Genomic DNA, 23,986 nt, shown 5'->3' on the forward strand with positions numbered 1-23,986 from the left:
CATGACCGGCACCCTGTCCAACCCTTCCGGCAGCGACATCCCCGACAATTCGGGACCCGCGCCCATCCGGGTGGCCCTGGTCGATGACCAGCAACTGGTCCGCGGCGGCTTCAAGATGCTGATCAATTCCCAGCCCGATCTGACCGTGGTGGCCGAGGCAGGCAACGGCGAGGAAGCGGTGCGTGCGCTCTCCGCCGTGCGCGCCGACGTCGTCCTCATGGATGTGCGCATGCCCGGGATGGACGGCATTGAGGCAACCTCCCGGATTCTGGAGCGCGCCGCGGCGCAGCCCAAAGGATCCAGCGACGCCGATCTCAAGGTGGTGGTACTGACCACCTTCGACCTGGACGAGTACGCGCTGTCCGCAATCCGCGCCGGAGCCAGCGGTTTCCTGCTCAAGGACGCCCCGCCGGAAGAACTCCTCGACGCCATCCGCACCGTGTACCGCGGCGACGCGGTGATTGCGCCGTCGACCACCCGCAGGCTGCTGGACCATGTGGCTCCCCTGCTCCGCGAGCCCACCGCCGAGGTCAGCCGGCATGCGGCCGACGTCGAACGCCTCACCCCCCGCGAGCGCGAAGTCTTCGGACTGATCGCGCTGGGACTCTCCAATCCGGAAATCGCCGCGCACCTGTTCCTCTCTGACGCCACAGTGAAAACGCACGTGGGCCACATCCTGGCCAAGCTCGGCGCCCGGGACCGCGTGCAGGCTGTGGTGATTGCCTACGAAACCGGTATTGTCGCACCATAGTTCCTTCGTGCCCTGCCGGCGGCAGACCCCCACCAGGAGGTGACCATGGCCAGTGAAGACGATGTCCGTTCCTTCTGCCTTGGGCTGCCCGGAGTCACCGAACGCCTCAGCTGGCAGCAGCCCGCGTGGTTTGCGCGGACCCTGATGGCGCGTATCTGGGATGACGGGGTCCTGACCGTCAAGTCTCCGGAACGGGAGGCGCTTGCGGGCACCAGCCCGGACACCTTCTTTTGGACGCCGCACCACGACCGTTCCCCGCTCTTGGTGCTGGTGCGGCTGGACCGGGTGGACCGCGGTGAACTGGAGGAACTGCTGCTGGAGTCCTACCAACTGGCCGGTCCCCTTCCACCCACGGTATGAGACGGAGCCGGATATCGGATCGTTGGCGACCTGGACGGGCATGTGCCTATAGGATTGTAGAATGTCGATTGCAAATTTCATCCGCCTCCACGATGTTGAGTCACTCATTAGGGAAAAGTGGGAGGCAAAAGCTCCTTTTTCTCTTGTTCGTGTCGGCGACGGTGAATTGTCTGTCCTGAAGTTTCCTCACGATGTTGATGACACTCGCATCCAGCATGTTTTCCGTCGGGCGATGTCTGACCGGGCGTATACCGACGAGGAAATCAGCGCGGTTCGTTCTGGCATGACCGAAGCTGTGGATTCCGCTGACATAGTGGGAATGTATGACTCCTACGAGCCGAATGAGCTGTGCTTGGTTCATGAAGAACACCTGGAACAAGCCGAATTGCAACCAATGACGGCTTGCCACCCCAGCGTGCACATCTTTCTGCAGAGTTCCGGCGCTCTGGATAGGCTTCTGCGTGTGGCGCAGCGAGTGACGCTCGTAACGGGAAGGGACATCCTCGATGAATTCAAAAGAACATACCCGCACCTAAAGGTGAATCAGCACTTGATTCCCGTTGAGCGACAGTACCGCTTATCCGATAACGGCGAAAACCAAGAGCAGCACTACCCTGATGTGTACAACCGAATAAAAAACGAATTGCGCCCGGAGGGACGCTGCCACCTGTACTTGGTTGGTGCCGGCATTCTGGGTAAAGAATACTGTTCCATCATCAAAGGACGAGGCGGATTCGCCATAGACATCGGTAGCGTTTTCGACTATTGGGCGGACGTACCAACCCGAGAAGGTAAGCAAGCGATTAAAGACGGTAAAGCAGTCTTGGCTGGGGAGTCGCGATGGCCTGGGATTTTCCTGGGTTCAGCGCCGGCGCAAGGAGCCTTGGAGCGCACCCCGCACAGAGGAATGTTTCGGCCTCTTGAGATCATCGCTAAGCCTTAGCGTATGGCTAACAGGAAGTAGGACCGACATCGGCTTCGCGATGGCTGGCTTTTGTACCAGAAACCATACTTCGGCTGACCGGTCCCCGTCCGCCCAGGGTATGAGAAGTTCCTGCCGGATACCAGCCCCTCCTCCGATGCTCCGGCAGCCGGCCGAAGCATAACGTAGTGGGTATGACAACCCTTACTGAGAAATCTTCCGTGCCCGGCGGCACCACGGCCGCCGCTGCCGCACGGTCCCTGAACAAGACCTATGGCTCCGGCGACACCGCCGTCCACGCGCTGGCCAACGTTGACGTCACCTTTGACGCCGGCACCTTCACCGCCATCATGGGACCGTCCGGATCCGGCAAATCCACCCTCATGCACTGCCTCGCGGGACTGGACACGGCGGACTCGGGCAGGATCTGGATCGGGGACACGGAGATCACCTCCCTGAAGGACGCCGAGCTGACCCGCCTGCGCCGCGACAGCGTGGGCTTTGTGTTCCAGTCCTTCAACCTGGTGCCCACCCTCACGGCCGAACAGAACATCACGCTGCCCGTGGCCCTGGCCAACGGCACAGTTGACCGGGCCTGGCTGGATTACATCACGGAGACCCTCGGACTCACTGGCCGGCTCAAGCACCGCCCCCACGAGCTCTCCGGCGGCCAGCAGCAGCGCGTCGCCGTCGCCCGCGCCCTGCTGACCCGCCCGCACGTGGTCTTCGGTGACGAGCCCACCGGCAACCTGGATTCGAAGTCCGGCGCCGAGGTACTCTCCCTGCTGCGCCGCTCCACCCGGGAAATGGGCCAGAGCATCATCATGGTCACCCACGATCCGGTGGCCGCTTCCTACGCCGACCGTGTGGTCCTGATGAACGACGGCGCGCTGGTGGGCGAACTGGCCAACCCGACGCCGGAGACCGTGCTCGCAGCCCTGACCAAACTGGGAGCCTGAGCATGCTGCAGGTAGCCCTGGCGCAGGTGCGCCTCAACGCCCGCCGGTTCATCGCCGTCTCACTTGCCGTGATGATCGCCGTCGGATTCCTGACCGCCACGCTGGTCATCAACTCCTCGTCCAAGGCCTCGCTGACCCAGAGCGTGGGCGAGGGGTTCCGGAACGCGGATCTGATCCTTAACGGCGACATGTACCGCGCCGACCCGGTGGTGCTGAACGAAGACACCCTCGACGTCGTCCGCGGCCTTCCCGGGGTGGAGGCCAGCTACGCCGTTCAACAGGGGTACGCACAATTTGGTACGGGCCGGGACACCGTGTTCGCCCAGCTGGACAGCATCCCCGAGTACACGCCTCTCTTCCCCGGGGACGTCATCGACGGTTCGCTGCCTTCTTCCGACGGCGAAGTTGCCGTGGACAGTGACACCGCAGAGCGGCAGGGCCTCTCGAAAGGCTCGGTGCTGAGCCTCACCGGCGGCGCGGACGAAGCTGCGGCAGAGCTGACCGTCACTGCCCTGGTTGCACCCTCCAGCGATCCGAGCAGTATGGGCACTCCCCAGCTGTATGCAACCGGTGCCACCGCGGCGTTGTTCGCCAACACCGAAGACGGGTTCGACACCATCCAGCTGGCACTGGCCGGCGATGCCAAGGCGGACGAGGTACGGGCCACCGTGGAGCAGGAGCTTTCAGGCGCCGGCATGGACGAGGTTGTTGTCCGCACCGCCCCGGAACAGACCGACGCCGTCGTCGCCATGTACACCGGCGGAGACGACGCCCTGACCCTCATCCTGCTGGCCTTCGCGGCCGTGGCCGTGCTGGTCTGCGCCCTGGTGGTCTCCAACACCTTCTCCGTACTGGTGGCCCAGCGCACCCGGGAACTCGCCCTGCTGCGCTGCATTGGTGCGGAACGTTCCCAGATCCGCCGCTCCGTCCTCGTGGAAGCCCTGATCGTGGGCATCGTGGCATCAGTTGCCGGTGTCGTGGCCGCCGTGGCCCTGGTGGGCGGCATCATCGCCTACCTGCAGACCATTCCCGAAAGCGGCTTCGCCACGCTGGCGGTCTCCCCTGTGTCGGTTGTCGTTGGGCTGGTGGTCGGCGTCCTGCTGACCGTTCTGGCCGCACTGGTTCCGGCCCGTGCCGCCACCGCGGTTGCCCCGCTGGCTGCCCTGCGGCCTGCCGAAGACGTGCGGGCCGGAACAAAACGCGGCCGGGTCCGCCTGATCGCCGGGCTGGTGCTGCTGGCCGGCGGTGCTGCCCTCCTGGCAGCCGGCGCGATGTCCGCGGATCTGCTGGTGGCGCTTCCCGGCGGCATCCTCAGCTTCGTGGGCGTGCTGATGTGCGCCACCCTGTTTGTTCCGTCGCTGGTGCGGACCGTTGGTTCGCTGGCCGCACCGCTGGGTGTGCCCGGAAAACTCGCTGCTGTCAACGCCGTCCGGAATCCCCAGCGCACCTCGGCCACGGCGTCCGCCCTGCTGATCGGCGTCACTCTGGTGACCATGATGATGACCGGAGCCGCAACCGTACGGACTTCCCTGGACAGTATGCTGGCCGGGGAGTTCCCGGTGGATGTGAGCGTCTCCGGCCAGGACCGTCCGTTTACCGCAGCCGATGCGGATACCGCCCGTGCCGTGGACGGAGTGCAGGACGCCGTCCTGGTACCTGTGGCAGGAACCACCGATACAAAGGACTGGGGGGCGTACGACGTCTACGCGCTGGACCCTGCCGACGCGGCAAAGGTCCTGCAGGATTCCAACCTGGTCCTGGCGGATGACACCATCCTGATGCCGCAGGGCATCAAGGACGAGACCCTGACGGTTGCCGGGGCCACCTCCAGCGTGGAGCTGAAGGTCTTGGTCTCGGAGGACAAAATGCTGCGTCCGCTGATCACGGCCGACACGGCCGCGGCCCTGGGCGGCCCCGCACCGGTGGCCGATTCCGCGGACTACGTTCCGATGCCGCAGATCTGGCTGTCCGTGGAGGACGGTTTGACCACCGGTGCCCTGATCGACCTGCGCGCCGATCTGGCCGAAAGGCTGGACGTGGAGGAGTACACCGTGAACGGTTCCGCGATTGAGCGCGCCGCCTACGAACAGGTCATCAATGTCCTGCTGATGGTGGTCACCGGCCTGCTGGGCGTCGCCGTGGTGATTGCCCTGGTGGGTGTGGCCAACACGCTGTCCCTGTCCGTCCTGGAACGTACCCGCGAATCCTCGCTGCTGCGGGCACTGGGCCTGACCCGCGGACAGCTGCGCGGCATGCTGGCGCTGGAAGCCGTCCTCATTGCAGGGGTCGCGGCACTGATGGGCAGCGTGCTGGGGTCGGTGTACGGCTGGCTCGGAGCACAGTCCGCGCTGGGTTCCTTTGCCTCCGTGGCGCTCTCACTCCCGTGGCTGCAGCTGCTCGGCGTCCTGGCCGTGGCAGTGTTGGCCGGACTGGCAGCGTCGGTCCTTCCGGCCCGCCGTGCTGCCCGCCTGTCCCCGGTGGCCGGGCTGGCCGCAGATTAACACGCAGCCGCGAGTTCCCTGGCCAGCCGGTACGGCTGACTCCGGCCCGGGAACTCGCGGCCGTCAGGGTGATCTGACAGGATAGTAAGCAACCTGATCAGCTCGAGTCGAAGGAGTACGCGATGTCCAACCCCGAATCCGGCTGGAAACCCCGGCACGCATCCCTGTCCGCATATCTGGATGACCATCTGCTGGGCGCGGAAACCGGTGTGCGGCTCTTCGGTGCGGCCCGCCGGACCTGGGAGGGCTCCGAGTACGAGCAGACCTTCGCTGACCTGGAATCCGAAATCGCCGGGGAACGGGACGAACTGGAGCAATTGATCCTGGCGCTCGGATACCGGCGGAGCAAATTCAAGAAGGCCCTGGCGATGGCCGGCGCCGTCACCGGAAAGCTGGGGCCGATCAATCCGCTCAGCACGGGAGGCGGCACCACGGGCCAGTTTGAACTGGAAACCCTGCAGTCCATTGTCCGGGCCAAGGAGTGCCTGTGGCGGACCCTGCTGGCACTGTCCGCGCACGACCGGCGGTTCAATCCGTCCCGGCTCCAGGAAATGATCGACATGGCCGGACGGCAGCAGGATGCTGTGGCCAGGGTAATGGAGGAAACGGCTCCGGAGCGATTCCTGACCGGCCAGGTCCGCGCCGGGTCGTAATACCCCTCCCGCCCCTCCCTCTCCCCTTAGAACCCGGGTGCCGCCAAGAGCCCCGTTTCTCCCAAGAGCCCGCGAAATAGCAGAAAGTGCCCTTCTGAGCGTTCAGAAGGGCACTTTCTTCAGTCGACGTCCTTTAGTTTTCGCCCAGGCGGCGGATGTAGGATTCCAGCCGCTTGTCCGCGGATTCGGGCACAAAGCCGGCCGCCTCAAGCTTGCCCAGGTCCAGGGTGGAGCGCAGCGGCCGCGGAGCCACGCCCTCCTTGCCCGCGAAGTACTCCGCCGTGGACACGCCCGTGACGGACTCCGGCGAAGCGCCGCAGAGGCGGAACACATCGCGGGCGATCTCAGCCCACGAAGCCTCGGGCCCGGTGTTCGTGAGGTTGTACGTACCGTACGGGACACCGGATTCCAGCAGATACCGGATACCCGCGGCCAGATCCTCGGTGAACGTCAGCCGGCCGATCTGGTCATCCACCACCGACGGGGCGATCCCCCGGGCGGCCAGTGAGGCCATGGTCTTCACGAAGTTGCTGCCGTCCCCGATCACCCAGGACGTGCGCACGATGTAGTGCGCCGGCACGGCCCCCACCACGGCGTCCCCGGCAGCCTTGGACTGCCCGTACACGCCCAATGGGGAAAACGGCTCATCTTCCGCATGCACATCCGCCGTGCCGTCAAAGACATAGTCGGACGATACATGGACCAGCGTGAACCGGTGTGCGACGGCGGCCCGCGCCAGCTGCACAGCCGCACCGGCGTTGATGGCCCAGGCCGCAGTCCTGCCCTCCGGCGTTTCAGCAGCATCCACGGCCGTGTACGCCGCAGCGTTAATGACCGCTGAGTAGTTCTTCCAGTTCCGTGACGCGAAGGACGCCGGATCAGTGAGGTCAAAGTCGGTGCGGGCAGCGAACTCAACGTTTCCGGCGCCGTCGTACTCAGCGCGCAGGGCCTTGCCCAGCTGCCCGTCAGCGCCCAGGACCAGGATCTTCTTCGGCGGCATCGGCACCACATCCGCCAGCCGCGGATGGGCCTTGTCCTTGTCCGAGAGCTCCGCCTTTTCCAGCGGGATCGGCCACTGGATGGCCGCGGTCTCGTCAGCGAGGTTCAGGAACGTGTACTGCCCCTGGGCATCGGCGCTCCAGTGGTCATTGACCAGATACGTGTAGGCGGTGTTGTCCTCCAGGGTCTGGAAGGCGTTGCCCACCCCGCGCGGGATGAAGATGGCCGTGTCCGGGCCCATCTCGGCGGTGAAGACCGTGCCGAAGGACGGGCCCTCGCGCAGATCCACCCACGCCCCGAAGATCCGGCCCGTGGCCACGGAAATGTACTTGTCCCACGGCTCGGCGTGGATACCGCGGGTGGTGCCGGCCTTCTCGTTGAAGGAAATGTTGTTCTGCACCGGCCCGAAGTCCGGCAGCCCCAGCGCAAGCATCTTTTCCCGCTGCCAGTTTTCCTTGAACCAGCCGCGGTTGTCGCCGTGGACCGGAAGGTCATACAGGACGACGCCGGGAATGGGCGTGGGACGGGCAGCCAAGGGCTTGGAGAATTCTACGGTCATGGCGTTACTGGCCCTGGACCTTGTACTTGGCTTCGGTGGCGTCCTTCTGGGGGCGCCACCATTCCTCATGTTCCCGGTACCAGGCAATGGTATCGGCCAGTCCCTGCTCGAAGTTGGAGAACTGCGGCGCCCAGCCCAGCTCGGAGCGCAGCTTGGAGGAATCAATGGCGTAGCGCAGGTCGTGGCCGGGACGGTCGATGACCTGGTCATAGGCGTCCGCGGGCAGCCCCATGTGCGTCAGGATCAGTTCCACGACTTCCTTGTTGTTCTTCTCCCCGTCAGCGCCGATCAGGTAGGTCTGGCCGATCTCGCCCTTTTCAATGATGGTCAGCACGGCCGAGGAATGGTCGTTGGCGTGGATCCAGTCCCGCACATTCTCCCCGGCACCGTAGAGCTTGGGCCGCACGCCGTCGATCACGTTGGTGATCTGCCGCGGAATGAACTTTTCCACATGCTGGTACGGGCCGTAGTTGTTGGAGCAGTTGCTGATGGTGGCCTGCAGCCCGAAGGACCGCACCCAGGCGCGCACCAGAAGGTCCGAGCCGGCCTTCGTGGAGGAATACGGGCTGGAGGGGTTGTACGGGGTGGCTTCAGTGAACCGTGCCGGGTCATCCAGTTCCAGGTCGCCGTAGACCTCGTCCGTGGAGATGTGGTGGAACCGGGTGCCGTGCTTGCGTGCCGCTTCGATCAGCGTGTAGGTGCCGATGATGTTGGTGTCCAGGAACGGGCGCGGGTCATGCAGCGAATTGTCGTTGTGGGACTCAGCGGCGTAGTGCACCACGACGTCGGCCTCAGCCACCAGCGGATCCACCATGGCGGCGTCGCAGATATCGCCCACGACCAGGGTGAACCGTGCCGGGTCCAGGCCCTGCAGGGAGGCACGGTTGCCGGCATACGTGAGCTTGTCCAGCACCGTAACCTGCGCATCGGTGTGCTCCAGGACGTAATGGACAAAGTTCGAGCCAATAAAACCGGCTCCGCCGGTAACCAGAAGTTTCTGCATGATTTTAACCCTACCAATTTGGTGCGAAACATTTTACCGGCGATAATTCCAGGATGCGCGGAATTATTTTAGCCGGCGGTACCGGCTCGAGACTTCATCCGATTACCCTCGGTGTCAGCAAACAACTGGTGCCAGTCTATGACAAGCCAATGATCTACTATCCGTTGTCCACGCTGATCCTGGCGGGGATCAAAGATGTGTTGATTATCACAACCCCGCATGACGCCGACCAATTTGTAAGGTTGCTTGGTGACGGCAGCCAGTTCGGCATCAACATCACCTACAAGCAACAGGCCTCCCCCGATGGGTTGGCGCAGGCTTTCCTGCTTGGGGAAGAGCATATCGGCAACGGTCCTGTCGCCCTGGTACTGGGTGACAACATTTTCTACGGCACCGGAATGGGTACCCAGCTTCGGCGGTTTACCGACATTGATGGTGCTGCGGTCTTTGGTTACTGGGTTGCTGACCCGACAGCCTATGGAGTGGTCGAATTCGACTCTTCGGGAAACGCCATCTCCTTGGAAGAAAAACCGGCGCAGCCGAAGAGCCACTACGCCGTTCCCGGCTTGTATTTTTACGACAATGATGTCGTGGAAATCGCCCGGAATCTCGAACCTTCCCCACGCGGCGAACTCGAAATTACAGATTTGAATCGCGTGTACATGGACAAGGGAAAGCTGCAGGTTGAGATCCTTCCCCGCGGCACGGCGTGGCTTGACACCGGAACATTTGAGTCGCTAAATGAAGCGTCAGAGTTTATTCGCACTGTCCAGAAACGTCAGGGATTGTCTGTCGGCTGCCCGGAAGAGATTTCATGGCGGATGGGCAATATCAACGATGAGGAACTTCGCGCGCGTGCAGTTCCCTTGATAAAAAGCGGTTACGGACAGTATCTCCTGGAGCTGCTGAACCAACGGTGACCGCCCCCGAATAACGGCGATGTACAAAAGGTGCTCCTCTGAAATTCCAGAGGAGCACCTTTTGTTTTGAGGAAGAAGGCTGGAAACCCCCGATCCTGCTACTCTGCGGGTTCCTCGTACTTCGGGAAGATCGGTGCCGGAGCCGGCAACGGAGTGCCCGGCACCAGCGGGGTGCCGATCGCGCTGAACCGGCGGGCGGCGTCGTCGTCCTGGCCCAAGACCGTCAGCAGCTTGGCGGCACTGTCCGGCATCACCGGCTGGATCAGGATGGCCACAATACGCAGCACCTCCAGCGTCACGTAGAGCACGGTGTTCATGCGCTCGACGTCGGTCTTCCGCAGCACCCAGGGTGCCTGCTCGGCGAAGTAGGCGTTGGTGTCGCCGAGGACCTTCCAGGTGGCTTCGAGCGCACCGTGGAAGTCCTGAACGTCGTAGGCCTTGCGGGAGATCTCCAGGAGTTCGCCGGCGGCGGCCAGGATGGCCTTGTCCTCGTCGGTGAATTCTCCCGGCTGAGGAACTGCGGCGCCGCAGTTCTTGGCCACCATGGACAGCGAGCGCTGGGCCAGGTTGCCCAGGTTGTTGGCCAGATCCGAGTTCATCCGGCCCACCACGGCCTCGTGGCTGTAGGAGCCGTCGCCGCCGAAGGGCACCTCACGCAGCAGGAAGAACCGCACGGAGTCCAGGCCGTACTGGTCCGCCCACTCCTTGGGCGCCACCACGTTGCCCAGGGACTTGGACATCTTCACGCCCTTGTTGTGCAGGAACCCGTGGATCATCACGCGCTTGGGCAGTTCCAGATCCGCGGACATCAGGAACGCGGGCCAGAAGATGGCGTGGAAGCGGGAGATGTCCTTGCCGATGACATGGACGTCAGCCGGCCAGTACTTCTGAAAGGACTCCGACTCGGTGTCGGGGAAGCCGACGCCGGTGAGGTAGTTGGTGAGGGCATCCACCCACACGTACATCACGTGCTCCGGGTTGCCCGGAACCGGAACGCCCCAGTCGAAGGTGGTGCGGGAAATCGACAGGTCCTCGAGTCCGCCCTTGACGAAGCTGATGACCTCGTTGAACTTGGACTGCGGCGCGGCGAAGGTCGGCTGGGCCTCATAGAGTGCCAGCAGCTTGTCCTGGTACGCGGAGAGGCGGAAGAAGTAGCTTTCCTCCTCGGTCCACGTCACCTCGGTGTCCGTCTCCTTCGAATACCGGATGCCGTCTTCGCGGACTTCGGTTTCGTCGTCGGTGTAATAGGCCTCATCCCGGACCGAGTACCAGCCGGCGTACTTGGAGAGGTAGATGTCGCCCTTCTCCTCCATCCGCTTCCAGATGGCCTGCGCCGCGGCGTAGTGGTCCTTGTCCGTGGTGCGGATGAAGCGGTCATGGGAAATGTTCAGGTCCCGGCTCATCTGCTGGAAAGCCGCCGAGTTGCGGTCCGCCAGTTCTTTGGCGGTGATGCCTTCCTTGTCCGCCGACTGCTGCATCTTCAGGCCGTGCTCATCGGTGCCGGTCATGAAGAAGACGTCGTAACCGTCCAGGCGCTTGAAGCGGGCCATGGCGTCGGTGGCGATGGCCTCGTAGGCATGGCCGATATGGGGCACTCCGTTGGGATAGGAGATGGCCGTGGTGATGTAGAACGGGGTCTGGGAATCGGAAGAAGTCACATAAGAAAATTACCCTGTTTGGCCTGCGCTTGTCGCTTCGGCCCCATCAGAGCCGTGCTCTCCCCGCGGAGCCCGCCGTTCTGCACGTGTTGCGTATTCAGCCGTGTCGAACCGGGCAAGGTAGCCCAGACCCAGCAGCACCCCGAGCAGGATGATCACCAGAAGCACCGGAAGCCCCCAAATGACGGCACGGAGCCGAAGTGCTGATGGACGGACGGGAAGAAATACCGCAAGTCCCGCCAGCGCGGCACCGCTTGCATAGATCAGAGCGGCACCCGGCTCGAGCCCTCCGACGCTGCTCCCGCCACCGGACGATGAGACCAGGGCAAACGCGCGCAGCGGAACACCGGTTTGGGTTCAGCGTAACGGGAGCTGTGTTTGTCCCCGGGGGCCGGAGCCGGCTTCCAATACACCCGTCAGGACCGGGCCCGTCGCCGCGAGTCCTGCACGCACCAGCGCCACCCCGGCAGCAACCGACACCGCCAGGAAGATCATGGACACCGGCGCGAACAGCACCGCGGCTCCGGTGAGCGGGAAGAGCAGCAGTGCAGGCACTGCCGTGGACACCACGCTCACCAGCAGAAGCGGCTGCATGACCGCCGCGATGCGGGCACCGTCGATGACTCCGCGCGGCATTCCCATCCGGTCCAGGCTCCGGTACAGGTCGGCACGGTCCAGCACGGTGGCGGCCTGATTGATGCCGGCCGAGCAGGCGACCATGAGGAATCCGGCAACCACGGTAATCAGAACACCCGTCATCACGTCCCCGGGCAGGAAATCCTCGGATCCCTCTGCCTGCACGCCTTGCAGGACCGAGGCACCGGCTCCGGCAACGACGGCGGTGAAACACACCATGGACAGCGCGCTGACCTGCCGCCAGGCCGCTTTGGGCGCGTCCAGCACAATCCGGGCGGCAAGCAGGGCCTGCGGCGTTGCCGCCCGGCGCAGCCGACGGCGGGCCGAGACAGCCACCAGCCACGGCCCCACCAGGTTCAGCACCGCCAGCCCGGCGGCAAAGGCACCGAACAGGACGGCCAGGGCTAGGGCAGCCACAGCGATGGGGGTCATCAGGGCGAGGACACTGCCGGCGATGATGATCACCGCTGCGACGGCCCGGCGCCCCCGGACCTTTTGCGGAACGGCACGGGTGCGGACGCCCAGCGGCGAAATCGTCACCCGGCGCAGGCCGACGGCGGAGCTGACCGCCGCCAGGAGCACCACCGCCAGCACCGTTGCGGCACCGGCCACCGGGTGCAGCCAGTAGGCAGCCCCCAGCGCCGCACCGCGGAAATGAATCAACTGGACAAACGGCGCGAGCACCAGATAACCGGCCGCGCCGGCCAGGGTTCCGGCGAACGCCTGGGCACTGGCCTCCAGGACCGTCACCCGGCGGACCGTCTTGGCGGAAGCCCCGAGCAGGCACAGCGTCGAGAGGTGTTCGTCGCGGCGGCGGGCGGAGAGGCGTGCGGCCGATCCGCCGAGGCTGATCAGGGGCAGCACCAGGAGGATGAGCGCAAAGCACGCCAGCAGCAGGTAGAGGTCGCCTTCCTCGTCTCCCCACTGCAGGAAGGACAGGGCGCCGGCGAGGACCGTCAACAGCAGGGTGGTGACCACGGCGAACGACGCCGCTGGCAGCAGAGCCGCTGTCCGCCCGGCGGCGCCGGGGCGGTTCAGGAGCCAGGCGATGCGCAGCGGAACGGCAAGCGGAGAGGAATCCACCGCACGGACCAGGGCGGAGGCAGCGGCGTTCATCGGCGGATTCCCGCGGCGCCGGCGGTGTCCGCCACCACGACGCCGTCAGCCAGGGTGATGATCCGGCCGCACCAGCGGGCAACGTCGGCATCATGGGTGACAACCACCAGGGCCCGACCGGTTCCCTGCACCGTTTGCAGCAGCTGCCCCATGACTTCTGCCGAGGTGCGGGAATCCAGGGCGCCCGTGGGTTCGTCAGCGAACAGCATCCGGGCGCCGGTGACCTGTGCCCGGGCAATGGCTACCCGCTGCCCCTGTCCCCCGGAAAGCTCACCGATCCGCCGTTCCTCCATGCCGGACAGTCCCAGGGCGGCCAATGCGCCGGCTGCAGCTTGTTCCGCCTGCCGGCGGGCCGTGCCGTCAAGCATGAGGGCCAGGGCCACGTTCTCCCCGGCGGTGAGCTCGGGTATGAGCAGCCCCTGCTGGAACACGAAGCCGAACTCCCGCCGGCGCAGGGCCGACCGGGCGTCGTCGTTCAGGGCTGTGACCTCGATCGGCAGGGCCGTGTCCCGGAACAACCGGACCCGTCCGGCGTCGGGCGGGATGATGCCGGCCAGGCAGTGCAGCAGGGTGGTTTTTCCGGAACCGGAGGCCCCCATGACGGCCAGGGACTCACCGGGCCGGATGGTGAGGCTGACACCGGCCAGGGCGGGCGCGCCGTCGTACGTCTTTACAAGGTTTTCGGCCGCCAGCAGGGGCGCACCGGACATGGATGCAGTCATGCCTCCATGCTTTCCTGCCCAGGGTGGCGGCGCCTCGGAGTCCGGCATGAACTCCGTGTCAGGCGCCTCCTACCCTGGGCGGATACGGCACAGCGGTTAGCCCTGCAGGTCAACCTCGCGAACCACGGTGGCACTGATTTCGGTGCGCAGGGTTTCCAGCACGTCCTGCGGAACGGAGGAATCCACCGTCAGCAGGGACAGGGCCTGGCCGCCCTCGGAATTGCGGGCCACCTGCATGCCGGCAATGTTGATGTCCTTTTCGCCCAGGATCCGGCCCAGGGCGCCGATGACGCCGGGGCGGTCGGTGTAGATCAGGACCAGCAGGTGTTCGCTGATCGGGATTTCCACCTCGTAGCCGTTCACGCCCACGAGCTTTTCGATCTGCTTCGGTCCGGTCAGTGTGCCGGCGACCTCCAGCTGGGTTCCGTCCGACAGCGCGCCGCGGATGGTCAGCACGTTGCGGTAGTCGACCACCTCGGAGGTCTTGAGCAGGCGCACCTCGATGCCGCGCTGCTCGGCCAGGACCGGAGCGTTCACGTAGGAGACCTGCTCGGAGACGATGTCCGTGAAGATGCCCTTGAGTGCTGCCAGTTCCAGGGCCTTGACGTCCAGCGCTGCGATCTCGCCGGCCACCTCAATGTCGATGGCGGTGACGGAATCGGAGGAGAGCGCGGTGAAGATGCGTCCCAGCTTTTCGATCAGCGGGATGCCCGGGCGGACGTCCTCGGCAATGATGCCGCCGGCCACGTTCACGGCGTCGGGCACCAGTTCGCCGGCCAGGGCCAGACGGACGGATTTGGCGACGGAGACGCCGGCCTTTTCCTGGGCTTCGGCGGTGGAGGCGCCCAGATGAGGGGTGACAATGACGTTGTCCAGGGCCTGGAACGGCAGGTCGGTGGAGGGTTCCTTCACGAAGACGTCCACGCCGGCACCAGCGATCTTGCCCTCGGTCAGCGCGGTGTAGAGGGCATCCTCATCCACGAGGCCGCCGCGGGCCACGTTCACTACGTAGGCGGTGTCCTTCATCTTGTCGAAGGCCTCGGCGCCGAGCATCCCCACCGTCTCGGGGGTCTTGGGCATGTGGATGGTGACAAAGTCAGCCTGCTCCAGCAGCTCGTCCAGCGTCACCAGGCGAACATTCAGCTGGGCGGCGCGGGCCGGGGTGATGTACGGGTCATAGGCGAGGATTTCGGTGCCGAAGCCCTGCAGCCGGGCAGCCACGAGGGCGCCGATGCGGCCCAGGCCGATGATGCCGATTTTCTTTTCGAACAGCTCAATGCCGGAGTACTTGGAGCGCTTCCACTCGCCGCCCTTGAGGGCTGCGCTGGCCTGGGGAATGTGGCGGGCCAGTGACAGGATGTGGCCGACGGTCAGTTCCGCGGCGGAGATGATGTTCGACGTCGGGGCGTTGACCACCATGACACCGGCCTGGGTGGCGGCCTTGATGTCCACGTTGTCCAGGCCGACGCCGGCCCGGGCAATGACCTTGAGGTTCTTCGCGGCGGCGATGGCTTCGGCATCCACCTGGGTGGCCGAGCGCACCAGGATGGCGTCCACGTCCGCAATGGCGGAGAGCAGCTGCGACCGGTCCGCTCCGTTGGTGGAACGGATCTCGAAGTCCGGGCCCAGGGCCTGGACCGTGGCCGGGGAAAGTTCTTCCGCAATAAGTACGACGGGCTTGGTGGCTGTCACCGGTGACCTCTTTAGCTGTGGTGGATTCTGGTGGGGATCTTGGTGAAACCCTTTTCTGCGCAAAGAGGCCGGACCCGTTCAACCGGGCCCGGCCTCCTTACCGAAACGGCTTGCTCTTGCGAGCTTATCGTTTCGCTGTTGGGCGCACTCAATCGTGTGCCCTGTGTTACCGGCAGGTTACCGGCCTCCTGTGTCGCGGGGATCCGTCTAGCGGGAGACGGAGCCTTCGGTGTAATCGTCGTCGGACTTGATCCAGGAGAAGAGCTTGCGCAGTTCGCGGCCGGTGGCCTCGATCGGGTGGTCTTCACCCTTCTGGCGCAGTGCCTTGAACTCCGGTGCGTCGGCGTCCTGGTCATCGATGAAGCGCTTGGCGAAGGCACCGCTCTGGATGTCCGCCAGGACGGCCTTCATGTTCTCCTTCACGCTCTCGTCAATGACGCGCGGGCCGGAGACGTAGTCGCCGTATTCGGCGGTGTCCGAAACGCTCCAGCGCTGCTTGGCGATGCCGCCTTCGACCATCAGGTCAACAATCAGCTTCAGCTCGTGCAGAACCTCGAAGTACGCGACCTCGGGCTTGTAGCCGGCTTCGGTCAGGGTTTCGAAGCCGTACTGGATCAGCTGCGAGGCGCCGCCGCAGAGCACAGCCTGCTCGCCGAAGAGGTCCGTTTCGGTCTCTTCGGTGAAGGTGGTCTCGATGACGCCGGCGCGGGTGCCGCCGATGGCCTTGGCGTAGGACAGCGCCAGTTCCTTGGCCTTGCCGGACGGGTTCTGCTCGACGGCGATCAGGTCGGGAACACCGCGGCCGGCTTCGAATTCGCGGCGCACAATGTGGCCCGGACCCTTGGGGGCAACCAGGGCGACGTCGACGTCGGCCGGCGGCTGGATGTAGCCGTAGCGGATGTTGAAGCCGTGGCCGAAGAACAGGGCGTCGCCGGCCTGCAGGTTCGGGGCGATTTCCTCGGCGTAGACGAAGCGCTGGACCTGGTCCGGGGTGAGCACCATGATGAGGTCGGCTTCGGCAACGGCGTCCGCCACGCTGAGGACGCGCAGGCCCTCAGCTTCGGCCTTGGCGCGGGACTTCGAGCCTTCCTTGAGGCCAACGCGGACGTCGACGCCGGAATCGCGCAGGCTGAGGGCGTGGGCGTGGCCCTGGCTTCCGTAGCCGATGACCGCGACGGTGCGTCCCTGGATGATGGACAGGTCGGCGTCGTCGTCGTAATACATGTCAGTCACAGTGTTCTCCTACTGAAGTTTGTTTCTGGGTTCTTGGATAAAGGTTTTGGGCGGAACTGCGGCGAAAGCCTAGGCGCTGCGCAGATGCGCGCGGTCGCCCATGGATTTGGAGCCGCGGCCGATGGCCAGCGTTCCGGATTGAACTATTTCGCGGATGCCAAAGGGTTCAAGCACTGCAAGGAGTGCGTTGAGTTTATCGGCGGTGCCTGTCGCTTCAACGATCAGCGAGTCTGTGGACACGTCAACCACTGAAGAACGGAACAGCTCGGCTGCCTGGGTTACCTGCAGCCGGGTTGCGGCATCCGCGCGAACCTTGACCAAGATGTGGTCGCGTTGCACGGAAGACTCTGGAACCAGCTCAACAATCTTGATGACATTGATGAGCTTGTTCAGTTGTTTGGTGACCTGCTCCAGCAGGTCACCCTCGGCCTCGACCACCACGGTGATGCGGGACAGGCCCGGCACCTCCGAGGGGCCAACGGCCAAAGAATTGATGTTGAATGCCCGGCGGGCAAACAGGGACGCAACCCGGGTCAGGACACCGGGAACGTCTTCAACCAGTACGGAAAGGGTGTGGCGTGCCATGGCCCTAGTCCTCCTCTTCCCATTTGGGTGTCATATTGCGGGCAATCTGGATCAGGTCATTGGAAACGCCGGAGGGAACCATGGGCCAGACCATTGAGTCGCGGCTGACCACGAAGTCAATGACCACGGGGCGGTCATTGATCGCCAGGGCCTGGCGGATGGTGTCGTCAATGTCCTCTTCGCGCTCGCACCGCAGTCCGGCACAGCCGTACGCATCGGCGAGCTTCACGAAGTCCGGGATCCGGACGGTGTCATGGCCGGTGTTCAGGTCCGTGTTGGAGTAGCGGGACTCGTAGAAGAGCGTCTGCCACTGCCGCACCATGCCCAGGGACGAGTTGTTGATGATGGCAACCTTGATCGGAATCTTGTTGATCAGGCACGTGGCCAGTTCCTGGTTGGTCATCTGGAAGCAGCCGTCGCCGTCGATCGCCCAGACCACGCGGTCCGGGTTGCCGACCTTGGCGCCCATCGCTGCGGGCACGGAGTAGCCCATGGTGCCGAGCCCGCCGGAGTTGAGCCAGGCGCGGGGGCGCTCGTATTTGATGAACTGGGCGGCCCACATCTGGTGCTGGCCCACGCCTGCCACGTACACGCCTTCCGGTCCGGTCAGCGCACCGATGCGCTCGATGACCTTCTGCGGGGCAACGTGGCCGTGCTCGGGTTCGCTGTAACCCATGGGGTAGGTCTCGCGGAGCCGGTTGATGACCTCCCACCAGGGCGCAATGTCAGGACGCTCGACGGCGAACTGAGCGCGCACGGCGTCGGACAGCTCAGGAAGGATTTCCTTGACCGACCCGACGATCGGCACGTCCGCCGGCCGGTTCTTGGAGATCTCGGCGGGATCGATGTCCGCGTGGATGACCTTCGCCCCGGGAGCGAACGAGGACAGGACACCGGTGACGCGGTCGTCAAAGCGGGCGCCCAGCGTGATCAGCAGGTCCGACTGCTGCAGGGCGGTGACCGCCGAGACGGAGCCGTGCATGCCGGGCATGCCCGCGTGCTGCGGATGCGAGTCCGGGAAGACGCCGCGGGCCTGCAGCGTGGTGACGACGGGCGCGCCCACCAGCTCAGCCAGCTCCAGCAGTTCTGGCGAGGCATCGGCCTTCAGCACGCCGCCGCCCACGTAGAACACCGGGCGGTGGGACGCTGCGATCAGGCGGGCGGCTTCGCGCACCTGCTTGGAGTGGCCGCGCACCACGGTGCGGTAGCCGGGCAGATCAATTCGTGGCGGCCAGGAGAACGTGGTCTTCGCCTGCTGGGCATCCTTGGAGATGTCCACCAGCACCGGTCCGGGACGGCCCGTGGTGGCAATGTGAAAGGCCTCGGCCAGGACCCGGGGGATGTCATCCGCGTTGGTGACCAAGTAGGAGTGCTTCGTGATGGGCATGGTGATGCCCACGATGTCCGCTTCCTGGAAAGCGTCGCTGCCGATGAAGGCGCTGGAAACCTGGCCGGTGATGGCCACCATGGGAACCGAATCCATGTGCGCGTCGGCGATCGCGGTGACCAGGTTCGTCGCTCCGGGACCGGACGTGGCGATGCAGACCCCGGCGCGGCCGGTGACCATGGCATAGCCTTCGGCGGCGTGCCCGGCACCCTGTTCGTGGCGCACCAGGATGTGCCGCAGCTTGGTGGAATCCATGAGCGGGTCATAGGTCGGAAGGATCGCGCCGCCGGGCAGCCCGAAGATGTCTTCAACACCCAGCTCTTCCAACGCCCGGACGATTGCCTTGGAACCGGTCATCTCGGTGGGCGGAACAACGTTGTTGGGGCCCTGTACCCGGGTGTCTACGGCTTCGGACGGCACTGTAACGGAAGAGGCAACATCACGTGTCTTGGCAGCGGCCGTCTTGGCGGCAACGCTGGCTTTGTGGGCCATCAGCGACGGGCTGATTGGCGATCCCTTACTCATAAATTCTTCCTTACGGATACTTATTCATGTGATCTGTCGCGGCGGCCGTCCGGACGATTTGCCCGGGGCGGCTTTTGTGCTTTGTCTGAAGCCAATAAAAAAACCCCTCGTGCCGGTTGGCTCCGTAGGGGTTCGCGCGTGACGCTCTTGCAAGCTCGGCGGTTAGGCCACGCGCTTGATAAGGACGACGGGTACGATCTGCATGCCCCTTAGTCTTCCCGCCCCCTTGCGGGGTGTCAAACTTTTGAGACTGCCGTCTCACTATCTGGACATCCGATCCCGGCTGACAGGGCCTCCCCAACGACGCCCGCCGAGAGCGGACGTCGTCGGGGCCCCTCAGGCCCTTACAGCCTTATTAAGCCCTGCCGCCTCGGCTGTTCATGGGAAAACCGAGGCCACAGATTTCAGCCGCAGTAGGCGCCGGTGGAGGCCGAGTTGACCAGCTTGGTGTACTTACCCAGGACGCCGGTGGTGAACTTGCCCGGCAGGGGCTTCCAGCCAACCTTTCGCGCCTCGAGCTCCTCGGGGTCCACGAGCAGGTCGAAACTGCGGGCCGCGATGTCCACCCGGATGCGGTCGCCGTCGTTCACGAAGGCGATGGGGCCGCCGTCGACCGCTTCCGGAGCAACGTGGCCGATGCACAGGCCGGTGGTGCCGCCGGAGAACCGGCCGTCAGTGAGCAGCAGGACATCCTTGCCCAGGCCGGCACCCTTGATGGCGCCGGTGATGGCGAGCATTTCGCGCATGCCCGGCCCTCCCTTGGGACCTTCGTAGCGGATGACGACGACGTCGCCGGCGTGGATGTCTCCGTTGTCGAGGGCATCGAGTGCGCCCTGCTCCCGCTCGAACACGCGGGCGGTGCCCTCGAAGACGTCGGCGTCGAAGCCTGCGCTCTTGACGACGGCACCCTCGGGAGCCATGGAACCGTGCAGGATGGTGATGCCGCCGGTCTTGTGGATGGGGTTGTCCATGGCACGCAGGACCTTGCCGTCCGGGTCCGGCGGGTTGATGCTCGCCAGGTTCTCGGCCACGGTCTTGCCGGTGACGGTGAGGCAGTCGCCGTGGATCAGGCCGGCGTCGAGCAGTGCCTTCATGATCACCGGCACGCCGCCGATCTTGTCGACGTCGTGCATCACGTAGCGGCCAAAGGGCTTCAGGTCGCCCAGGTGCGGAATGCGGTCGCCAATGCGGTTGAAGTCCTCCAGCGTCAGGTCCACCTGCGCTTCGCGGGCAATGGCCAGCAGGTGCAGGACAGCGTTGGTGGAGCCGCCGAAGGCCATGGTGACGGCAATGGCGTTCTCGAAGGCCTTCTTGGTCATGATGTCGCGGGCGGTGATGCCCTTGCGCAGCAGGTTGACCACGGCTTCGCCGGACTTGCGGGCAAATTCGTCGCGGCGGCGGTCTGCCGAGGGCGGGGCGGCGGAACCGGGAAGGGACATGCCCAGGGCTTCGCCGATGCAGGCCATGGTGTTGGCGGTGTACATGCCGCCGCAGGCACCTTCACCCGGGCAAATGGCGCGTTCGATCGTGTCCAGGTCCTTGAGGCTCATCTTGCCGGCGGCGCAGGCACCCACGGCTTCGAAAGCATCAATGAGGGTCACTTCCCGCTCGGTGCCGTCTTCCATTTTGGCGAAGCCGGGCATGATCGAACCGGCGTACAGGAAGACGCTGGAGAGATCCAGCCGTGCGGCAGCCATCAGCATGCCGGGCAGGGACTTGTCGCAGCCGGCCAGGAGGATCGATCCGTCCAGCCGCTCGGCCATCATCACGGTTTCCACGGAATCGGCGATGACTTCGCGCGACACCAGGGAGAAGTGCATGCCTTCGTGGCCCATGGAAATGCCGTCGGACACCGAGATGGTGCCGAACTGCATGGGGAACCCGCCGCCGGCGTGGACGCCTTCCTTGGCGCCCTGGGCCAGCCGGTTCAGGGACAGGTTGCAGGGGGTGATCTCGTTCCAGGAACTGGCGACGCCGATCTGCGGCTTTGCAAAGTCGTCGTCCCCCATCCCGACGGCCCGGAACATGCCGCGGGCCGGGGCTGCATGGATCCCGTCGGTGACTACTCGGCTTCGGGGTTTGATGTCAGGGGTATTCTCCACACTCATGTTCCGATCTTAGGACTTTCCATTGCCGCCCCGGGGCATGTGACGGAGGCGCGTCCCGCTTGTTACGGCGGGTGAAGGTTGCGTGACAAGTAGATGTCCAAACGTGTGTTGCCGTGCGGGGCTTCCATTGTGCGGGGCGGTTGTTCATAGACTGGGCCAATGACTTCGGCACCAGAGTTCCGTGACCAGCCCTCCAGCGATGACATCAAGGCTGTGCTCCGTCATGTGTTCGAATCGCAGATCCCCAACTACGGCGACTACAACCTGGTCTGCGCCGGACCCGGCGGAGACGGTGCTGAAACCTACTATGTGGTGGGCTACCGGTGGCGCCCCGCTGAACTGGTGTTCGCTCCGTTCGACCCCATGACGCTTGCCGGCCTCGAGGCCCCCACCGCGGTCAATTCGACCAACCTCTCCCACACGGAAGAGGTGCGTTCAGGAGACTACGAAGTGGGAACGAACACCGGACGCCTTTTCCGGTTCCGGGTGCTGGCCACTGCTCCGCTTCCGGAAATCGGCGACGGCGGGGACCTCCGGATTATCGAGCAGGCCGGAGACCTTGAGGACTACAGCGCCTTCCTGGACCATTTCCTGACGCTGGCCTGAATCCTGTACTGATTCAGGCCCAGGGCCCGCGTATCACCAGGTTCATCGGCTCCTCACCGCGGGCCAGCCTGCCGACCTGCTCTTTGAGCAGCTTTTGGATCCGCGGCACAAAGGCCTCCGTGTTTCCCCCGACATGCGGGGTGATGATCGCATTGGGTGCCTTCCACAGCGGATGGTCCGCCGGCAGCGGCTCCGGATCCACGACGTCGAGGGCTGCCGACAGCCTGCCGGAGCACACCTCCGCCGTGAGCGCCTCAGTATCGACGACGGCGCCGCGTGCCACGTTCACCACCAGCGCGCCGTCCGGCAGCGCCGACAGGACCTCGTGGCCGATGAGGTGCCGCGTCTGCTCGTTCAGCGGTGTGATGACCACCAGGACATCGGCTGTTGCAGCGAGCCCGGCCAGCTCCTCAGGTCCGTGCACCGTCCCGTACTCGTCGGTCCGGGCCCGGCTCCCCACACGGGTCAGGTCAACTTCGAACGGCTCAAGACGGCGTGCGATGGCCGCTCCGATGCCGCCCACGCCCACCATCAGCACCCTTCGGTCCGCCAGTCCGCGGTAACGCCGGCTGCCCCAGGTGCCGCTCTGCGCATTGCGCACTGCATCATCCACTCCGCGCAGGCTGGCCAACATCAGGGTCAGCGCGAGCTCCGCGGTTCCGGCCGCATGAACCCCGGCAGCGGTGGCCACGGCAACGCCGGTGCCGGCCAGCTCGGGCAGACCGTCGTAGCCGGTGGTCTGGGCCTGGATCATTTTGAGGCGGGGGACCCGATCCAGGGCTTCCTGCCAGTCGTTGCCCGCAGCGTACGGCAGGACGACGGCGTCAATCTCGGCGTAGTCCAGATCCCGGGGCTCCCCCACCAGATCCCAGATGCCGGCGCGGAAGCCGTCCGGAAAAGGTTTCAATGCCTCGAGGAGATCTTCGCTGGGGACAGTCATGGTCAGGACGGGGCATAATTGGTCGTTCATGCCTGACAGCCTAGCGCCGGAGTCCCGTTCACCGGCGGCCTCTGGACACCTCTGCGGCACCGCCGTAACGTCGAAGACCGGGCCAGTGCGTAGTGCTGCGGGCCAGGGCCATGCCGGCCGCGGCATCGGTGGAAGGGTGGTTGGCATGAAGCGTTTACCCCGGCTTGTTTCAGCGGCTGTTGCCGCTGCTGCGGGACTGAGCGCCGGCGCCGCTTTTGCCGTGCTGCGGCGGCTTCTGGATAACCCGATGGTGGGCCTGGCGGCAGGAACGACCCCCGCAACCACCCCAGCCGGCACCCCTGTGAGAATCAGTTCCGGGAACGCGGCCACAGGCGCCCTCCCGGTGCTTCGCGCCGGTCCGGATGCCACACCTGCCAGCGCCCTTCCGGGCTGGCGGCAGAGCCTGCCTGTCACTCCGGTGCCCCGGGACACTGTTTCGGCCACTGCTGCGCAGGAACAGGGAAACCCGGATGAGCGGACTTTCAACACCCCGGGGCTTCCATCCCGAACATGGATGGTCACCAACGGGTCTGACTGGGACGGCAGCCCGCTGGAACTGGTGGTTCCGCCAGGCCGCGGCGGAAGCCACCGGATGCCGGAAGAAGGTACCTCCAACCCCTGAATTCCCGGCGGATTTTTCTTTTTCCAAGAAGTACTGGTAATGTTTCATGTCGTTGCGGAGAGCAAATCGAGCAGAAATGCGCGGCTGATACTTCAAGACAAAGGCACCTCTAGCTCAATTGGCAGAGCATCTGACTCTTAATCAGAGGGTTCCGGGTTCAAGTCCCGGGGGGTGCACAATACAGACCCCGTCTGGCCAGGAAGAAATTCTTGACCAGGCGGGGTTTTTTGTTTGGCTTCTTTGGGTTCGGCGGGCCTCGGGCACTTGGGATGAGCCTTGCTTGCGGTGGACCGTTAAAGGGCATTGGCCATCGAGAGAGGGGCCTTAGCCTCCCGTTTGGCCCCATTACCTGCACTATGCATGGCTTGGGCGGACCGTTTTCAACGCACCATTCTCAGTTGGAACCGAATGCGATTGGCATCCGCACGGGGATGGTCCCCGTGCCACGGATGGATCCGCGCGAAGGGTGAAACAAAAAGTTCCCCTCGTTGTTACGTGC

The 23,986-nt window shown here is 64.7% G+C and carries 20 protein-coding genes and 1 tRNA gene; 10 read left to right on the top strand and 11 right to left on the bottom strand.

Annotated elements, in window-relative coordinates; genetic code table 11:
* Window position 1: 1 nt before the first annotated feature.
* The 6 genes from MUG94_RS11575 (at window position 2) to MUG94_RS11600 (ending at window position 6,146) form a co-directional block, all read left to right on the top strand.
* Window positions 2–751: a response regulator gene (locus MUG94_RS11575; protein WP_227906213.1), complete on the top strand. Its 750-nt coding sequence runs from the start codon at window positions 2–4 to the stop codon at window positions 749–751.
* 45 nt (window positions 752–796) lie between these two features.
* Window positions 797–1,111: an MmcQ/YjbR family DNA-binding protein gene (locus MUG94_RS11580; protein WP_227891855.1), complete on the top strand. Its 315-nt coding sequence runs from the start codon at window positions 797–799 to the stop codon at window positions 1,109–1,111.
* A 61-nt stretch (window positions 1,112–1,172) separates the two neighbouring features.
* Window positions 1,173–2,054, top strand: coding sequence for a GT-D fold domain-containing protein (locus MUG94_RS11585; protein WP_227906214.1), 882 nt, complete (start codon window positions 1,173–1,175; stop codon window positions 2,052–2,054).
* 173 nt (window positions 2,055–2,227) lie between these two features.
* Complete coding sequence (locus MUG94_RS11590; RefSeq protein WP_227906215.1) at window positions 2,228–2,992, top strand: ABC transporter ATP-binding protein; 765 nt, start codon at window positions 2,228–2,230, stop codon at window positions 2,990–2,992.
* Between the two features lie 2 nt (window positions 2,993–2,994).
* A complete protein-coding gene (locus MUG94_RS11595; RefSeq protein WP_227906216.1) occupies window positions 2,995–5,493 on the top strand; it encodes an FtsX-like permease family protein in 2,499 nt (832 codons plus the stop codon).
* A 122-nt stretch (window positions 5,494–5,615) separates the two neighbouring features.
* Window positions 5,616–6,146 carry a hypothetical protein gene (locus tag MUG94_RS11600; RefSeq protein WP_227906217.1) on the top strand — a complete coding sequence of 177 codons (531 nt, stop codon included), beginning with the start codon at window positions 5,616–5,618 and terminating at the stop codon, window positions 6,144–6,146.
* A gap of 133 nt (window positions 6,147–6,279) precedes the next feature.
* Here the strand turns inward: MUG94_RS11600 and MUG94_RS11605 are convergent, their stop codons facing one another.
* Window positions 6,280–7,704 (bottom strand): sugar nucleotide-binding protein, encoded by a 1,425-nt coding sequence (locus MUG94_RS11605; RefSeq protein WP_227906218.1) that lies wholly within the window; start codon window positions 7,702–7,704, stop codon window positions 6,280–6,282.
* Between the two features lie 4 nt (window positions 7,705–7,708).
* The gene (gene rfbB, locus MUG94_RS11610) at window positions 7,709–8,707 is read right to left on the bottom strand and encodes a dTDP-glucose 4,6-dehydratase (protein ID WP_227906219.1); all 999 of its coding nucleotides are present in this window, start codon (window positions 8,705–8,707) and stop codon (window positions 7,709–7,711) included.
* A gap of 53 nt (window positions 8,708–8,760) precedes the next feature.
* Here rfbB and rfbA point away from each other — a divergent pair, with 53 nt between their 5' ends.
* Entirely contained in the window at window positions 8,761–9,627 is an 867-nt protein-coding gene (gene rfbA, locus MUG94_RS11615; protein WP_227906220.1) for a glucose-1-phosphate thymidylyltransferase RfbA, read from the top strand.
* A gap of 98 nt (window positions 9,628–9,725) precedes the next feature.
* Here rfbA and metG read toward each other — a convergent pair whose 3' ends face one another.
* The 8 genes from metG to ilvD all read right to left on the bottom strand — a co-directional run bounded on the left by metG (window position 9,726) and on the right by ilvD (window position 21,289).
* Window positions 9,726–11,285, bottom strand: coding sequence for a methionine--tRNA ligase (gene metG, locus MUG94_RS11620; RefSeq protein WP_227906221.1), 1,560 nt, complete (start codon window positions 11,283–11,285; stop codon window positions 9,726–9,728).
* Window positions 11,286–11,642: 357 nt separating this feature from the next.
* The gene (locus MUG94_RS11625; protein WP_227906222.1) at window positions 11,643–13,037 is read right to left on the bottom strand and encodes an FtsX-like permease family protein; all 1,395 of its coding nucleotides are present in this window, start codon (window positions 13,035–13,037) and stop codon (window positions 11,643–11,645) included.
* Entirely contained in the window at window positions 13,034–13,759 is a 726-nt protein-coding gene (locus tag MUG94_RS11630) for an ABC transporter ATP-binding protein (RefSeq protein WP_227906223.1), read from the bottom strand. The genes MUG94_RS11625 and MUG94_RS11630 overlap by 4 nt, the downstream gene beginning before the upstream one ends.
* Before the next feature lie 96 nt (window positions 13,760–13,855).
* The gene (serA, locus tag MUG94_RS11635; RefSeq protein ID WP_227906224.1) at window positions 13,856–15,451 is read right to left on the bottom strand and encodes a phosphoglycerate dehydrogenase; all 1,596 of its coding nucleotides are present in this window, start codon (window positions 15,449–15,451) and stop codon (window positions 13,856–13,858) included.
* A gap of 207 nt (window positions 15,452–15,658) precedes the next feature.
* The gene (gene ilvC / locus MUG94_RS11640) at window positions 15,659–16,684 is read right to left on the bottom strand and encodes a ketol-acid reductoisomerase (RefSeq protein ID WP_227891883.1); all 1,026 of its coding nucleotides are present in this window, start codon (window positions 16,682–16,684) and stop codon (window positions 15,659–15,661) included.
* A gap of 69 nt (window positions 16,685–16,753) precedes the next feature.
* On the bottom strand, window positions 16,754–17,269 hold the full coding sequence (gene ilvN, locus MUG94_RS11645) for an acetolactate synthase small subunit (RefSeq protein ID WP_227891884.1): 516 nt from the start codon (window positions 17,267–17,269) through the stop codon (window positions 16,754–16,756).
* 4 nt (window positions 17,270–17,273) lie between these two features.
* The gene (locus tag MUG94_RS11650; RefSeq protein ID WP_227906225.1) at window positions 17,274–19,181 is read right to left on the bottom strand and encodes an acetolactate synthase large subunit; all 1,908 of its coding nucleotides are present in this window, start codon (window positions 19,179–19,181) and stop codon (window positions 17,274–17,276) included.
* 404 nt (window positions 19,182–19,585) lie between these two features.
* Window positions 19,586–21,289: a dihydroxy-acid dehydratase gene (gene ilvD / locus MUG94_RS11655; protein ID WP_227891887.1), complete on the bottom strand. Its 1,704-nt coding sequence runs from the start codon at window positions 21,287–21,289 to the stop codon at window positions 19,586–19,588.
* A gap of 159 nt (window positions 21,290–21,448) precedes the next feature.
* On the opposite strand from ilvD, the gene MUG94_RS11660 reads away from it, so the two are divergent.
* Entirely contained in the window at window positions 21,449–21,895 is a 447-nt protein-coding gene (locus MUG94_RS11660; protein WP_227891888.1) for a hypothetical protein, read from the top strand.
* A gap of 13 nt (window positions 21,896–21,908) precedes the next feature.
* Here the strand turns inward: MUG94_RS11660 and MUG94_RS11665 are convergent, their stop codons facing one another.
* A complete protein-coding gene (locus MUG94_RS11665) occupies window positions 21,909–22,865 on the bottom strand; it encodes a 2-hydroxyacid dehydrogenase (protein WP_227906226.1) in 957 nt (318 codons plus the stop codon).
* Window positions 22,866–23,010: 145 nt separating this feature from the next.
* Here MUG94_RS11665 and MUG94_RS11670 point away from each other — a divergent pair, with 145 nt between their 5' ends.
* Both MUG94_RS11670 and MUG94_RS11675 read left to right on the top strand, forming a co-directional pair.
* Window positions 23,011–23,487 carry a hypothetical protein gene (locus MUG94_RS11670; protein ID WP_227906227.1) on the top strand — a complete coding sequence of 159 codons (477 nt, stop codon included), beginning with the start codon at window positions 23,011–23,013 and terminating at the stop codon, window positions 23,485–23,487.
* Window positions 23,488–23,590: 103 nt separating this feature from the next.
* Window positions 23,591–23,663 (top strand) — tRNA-Lys (locus MUG94_RS11675).
* Window positions 23,664–23,986 lie beyond the last annotated feature (323 nt).

It is taken from the genome of Arthrobacter gengyunqii (assembly GCF_023022985.1).
Taxonomy (GTDB): Bacteria; Actinomycetota; Actinomycetes; order Actinomycetales; family Micrococcaceae; genus Arthrobacter_B; species Arthrobacter_B gengyunqii.

Bases quoted from the DNA above. Each gene is read 5' to 3' on its own strand.
- MUG94_RS11600 (WP_227906217.1), top strand. From the start codon at position 5,616: ATGTCCAACCCCGAATCCGGCTGGAAACCCCGGCACGCATCCCTGTCC.
- MUG94_RS11625 (WP_227906222.1), bottom strand. From the start codon at position 13,037: ATGAACGCCGCTGCCTCCGCCCTGGTCCGTGCGGTGGATTCCTCTCCG.
- ilvN (WP_227891884.1), bottom strand. From the start codon at position 17,269: ATGGCACGCCACACCCTTTCCGTACTGGTTGAAGACGTTCCCGGTGTC.
- MUG94_RS11605 (WP_227906218.1), bottom strand. From the start codon at position 7,704: ATGACCGTAGAATTCTCCAAGCCCTTGGCTGCCCGTCCCACGCCCATT.
- MUG94_RS11575 (WP_227906213.1), top strand. From the start codon at position 2: ATGACCGGCACCCTGTCCAACCCTTCCGGCAGCGACATCCCCGACAAT.
- MUG94_RS11585 (WP_227906214.1), top strand. From the start codon at position 1,173: ATGTCGATTGCAAATTTCATCCGCCTCCACGATGTTGAGTCACTCATT.
- MUG94_RS11650 (WP_227906225.1), bottom strand. From the start codon at position 19,181: ATGAGTAAGGGATCGCCAATCAGCCCGTCGCTGATGGCCCACAAAGCC.
- MUG94_RS11630 (WP_227906223.1), bottom strand. From the start codon at position 13,759: ATGACTGCATCCATGTCCGGTGCGCCCCTGCTGGCGGCCGAAAACCTT.
- MUG94_RS11660 (WP_227891888.1), top strand. From the start codon at position 21,449: ATGACTTCGGCACCAGAGTTCCGTGACCAGCCCTCCAGCGATGACATC.
- MUG94_RS11580 (WP_227891855.1), top strand. From the start codon at position 797: ATGGCCAGTGAAGACGATGTCCGTTCCTTCTGCCTTGGGCTGCCCGGA.
- MUG94_RS11670 (WP_227906227.1), top strand. From the start codon at position 23,011: ATGAAGCGTTTACCCCGGCTTGTTTCAGCGGCTGTTGCCGCTGCTGCG.
- MUG94_RS11595 (WP_227906216.1), top strand. From the start codon at position 2,995: ATGCTGCAGGTAGCCCTGGCGCAGGTGCGCCTCAACGCCCGCCGGTTC.
- rfbB (WP_227906219.1), bottom strand. From the start codon at position 8,707: ATGCAGAAACTTCTGGTTACCGGCGGAGCCGGTTTTATTGGCTCGAAC.
- rfbA (WP_227906220.1), top strand. From the start codon at position 8,761: ATGCGCGGAATTATTTTAGCCGGCGGTACCGGCTCGAGACTTCATCCG.
- MUG94_RS11665 (WP_227906226.1), bottom strand. From the start codon at position 22,865: ATGAACGACCAATTATGCCCCGTCCTGACCATGACTGTCCCCAGCGAA.
- ilvD (WP_227891887.1), bottom strand. From the start codon at position 21,289: ATGAGTGTGGAGAATACCCCTGACATCAAACCCCGAAGCCGAGTAGTC.
- MUG94_RS11590 (WP_227906215.1), top strand. From the start codon at position 2,228: ATGACAACCCTTACTGAGAAATCTTCCGTGCCCGGCGGCACCACGGCC.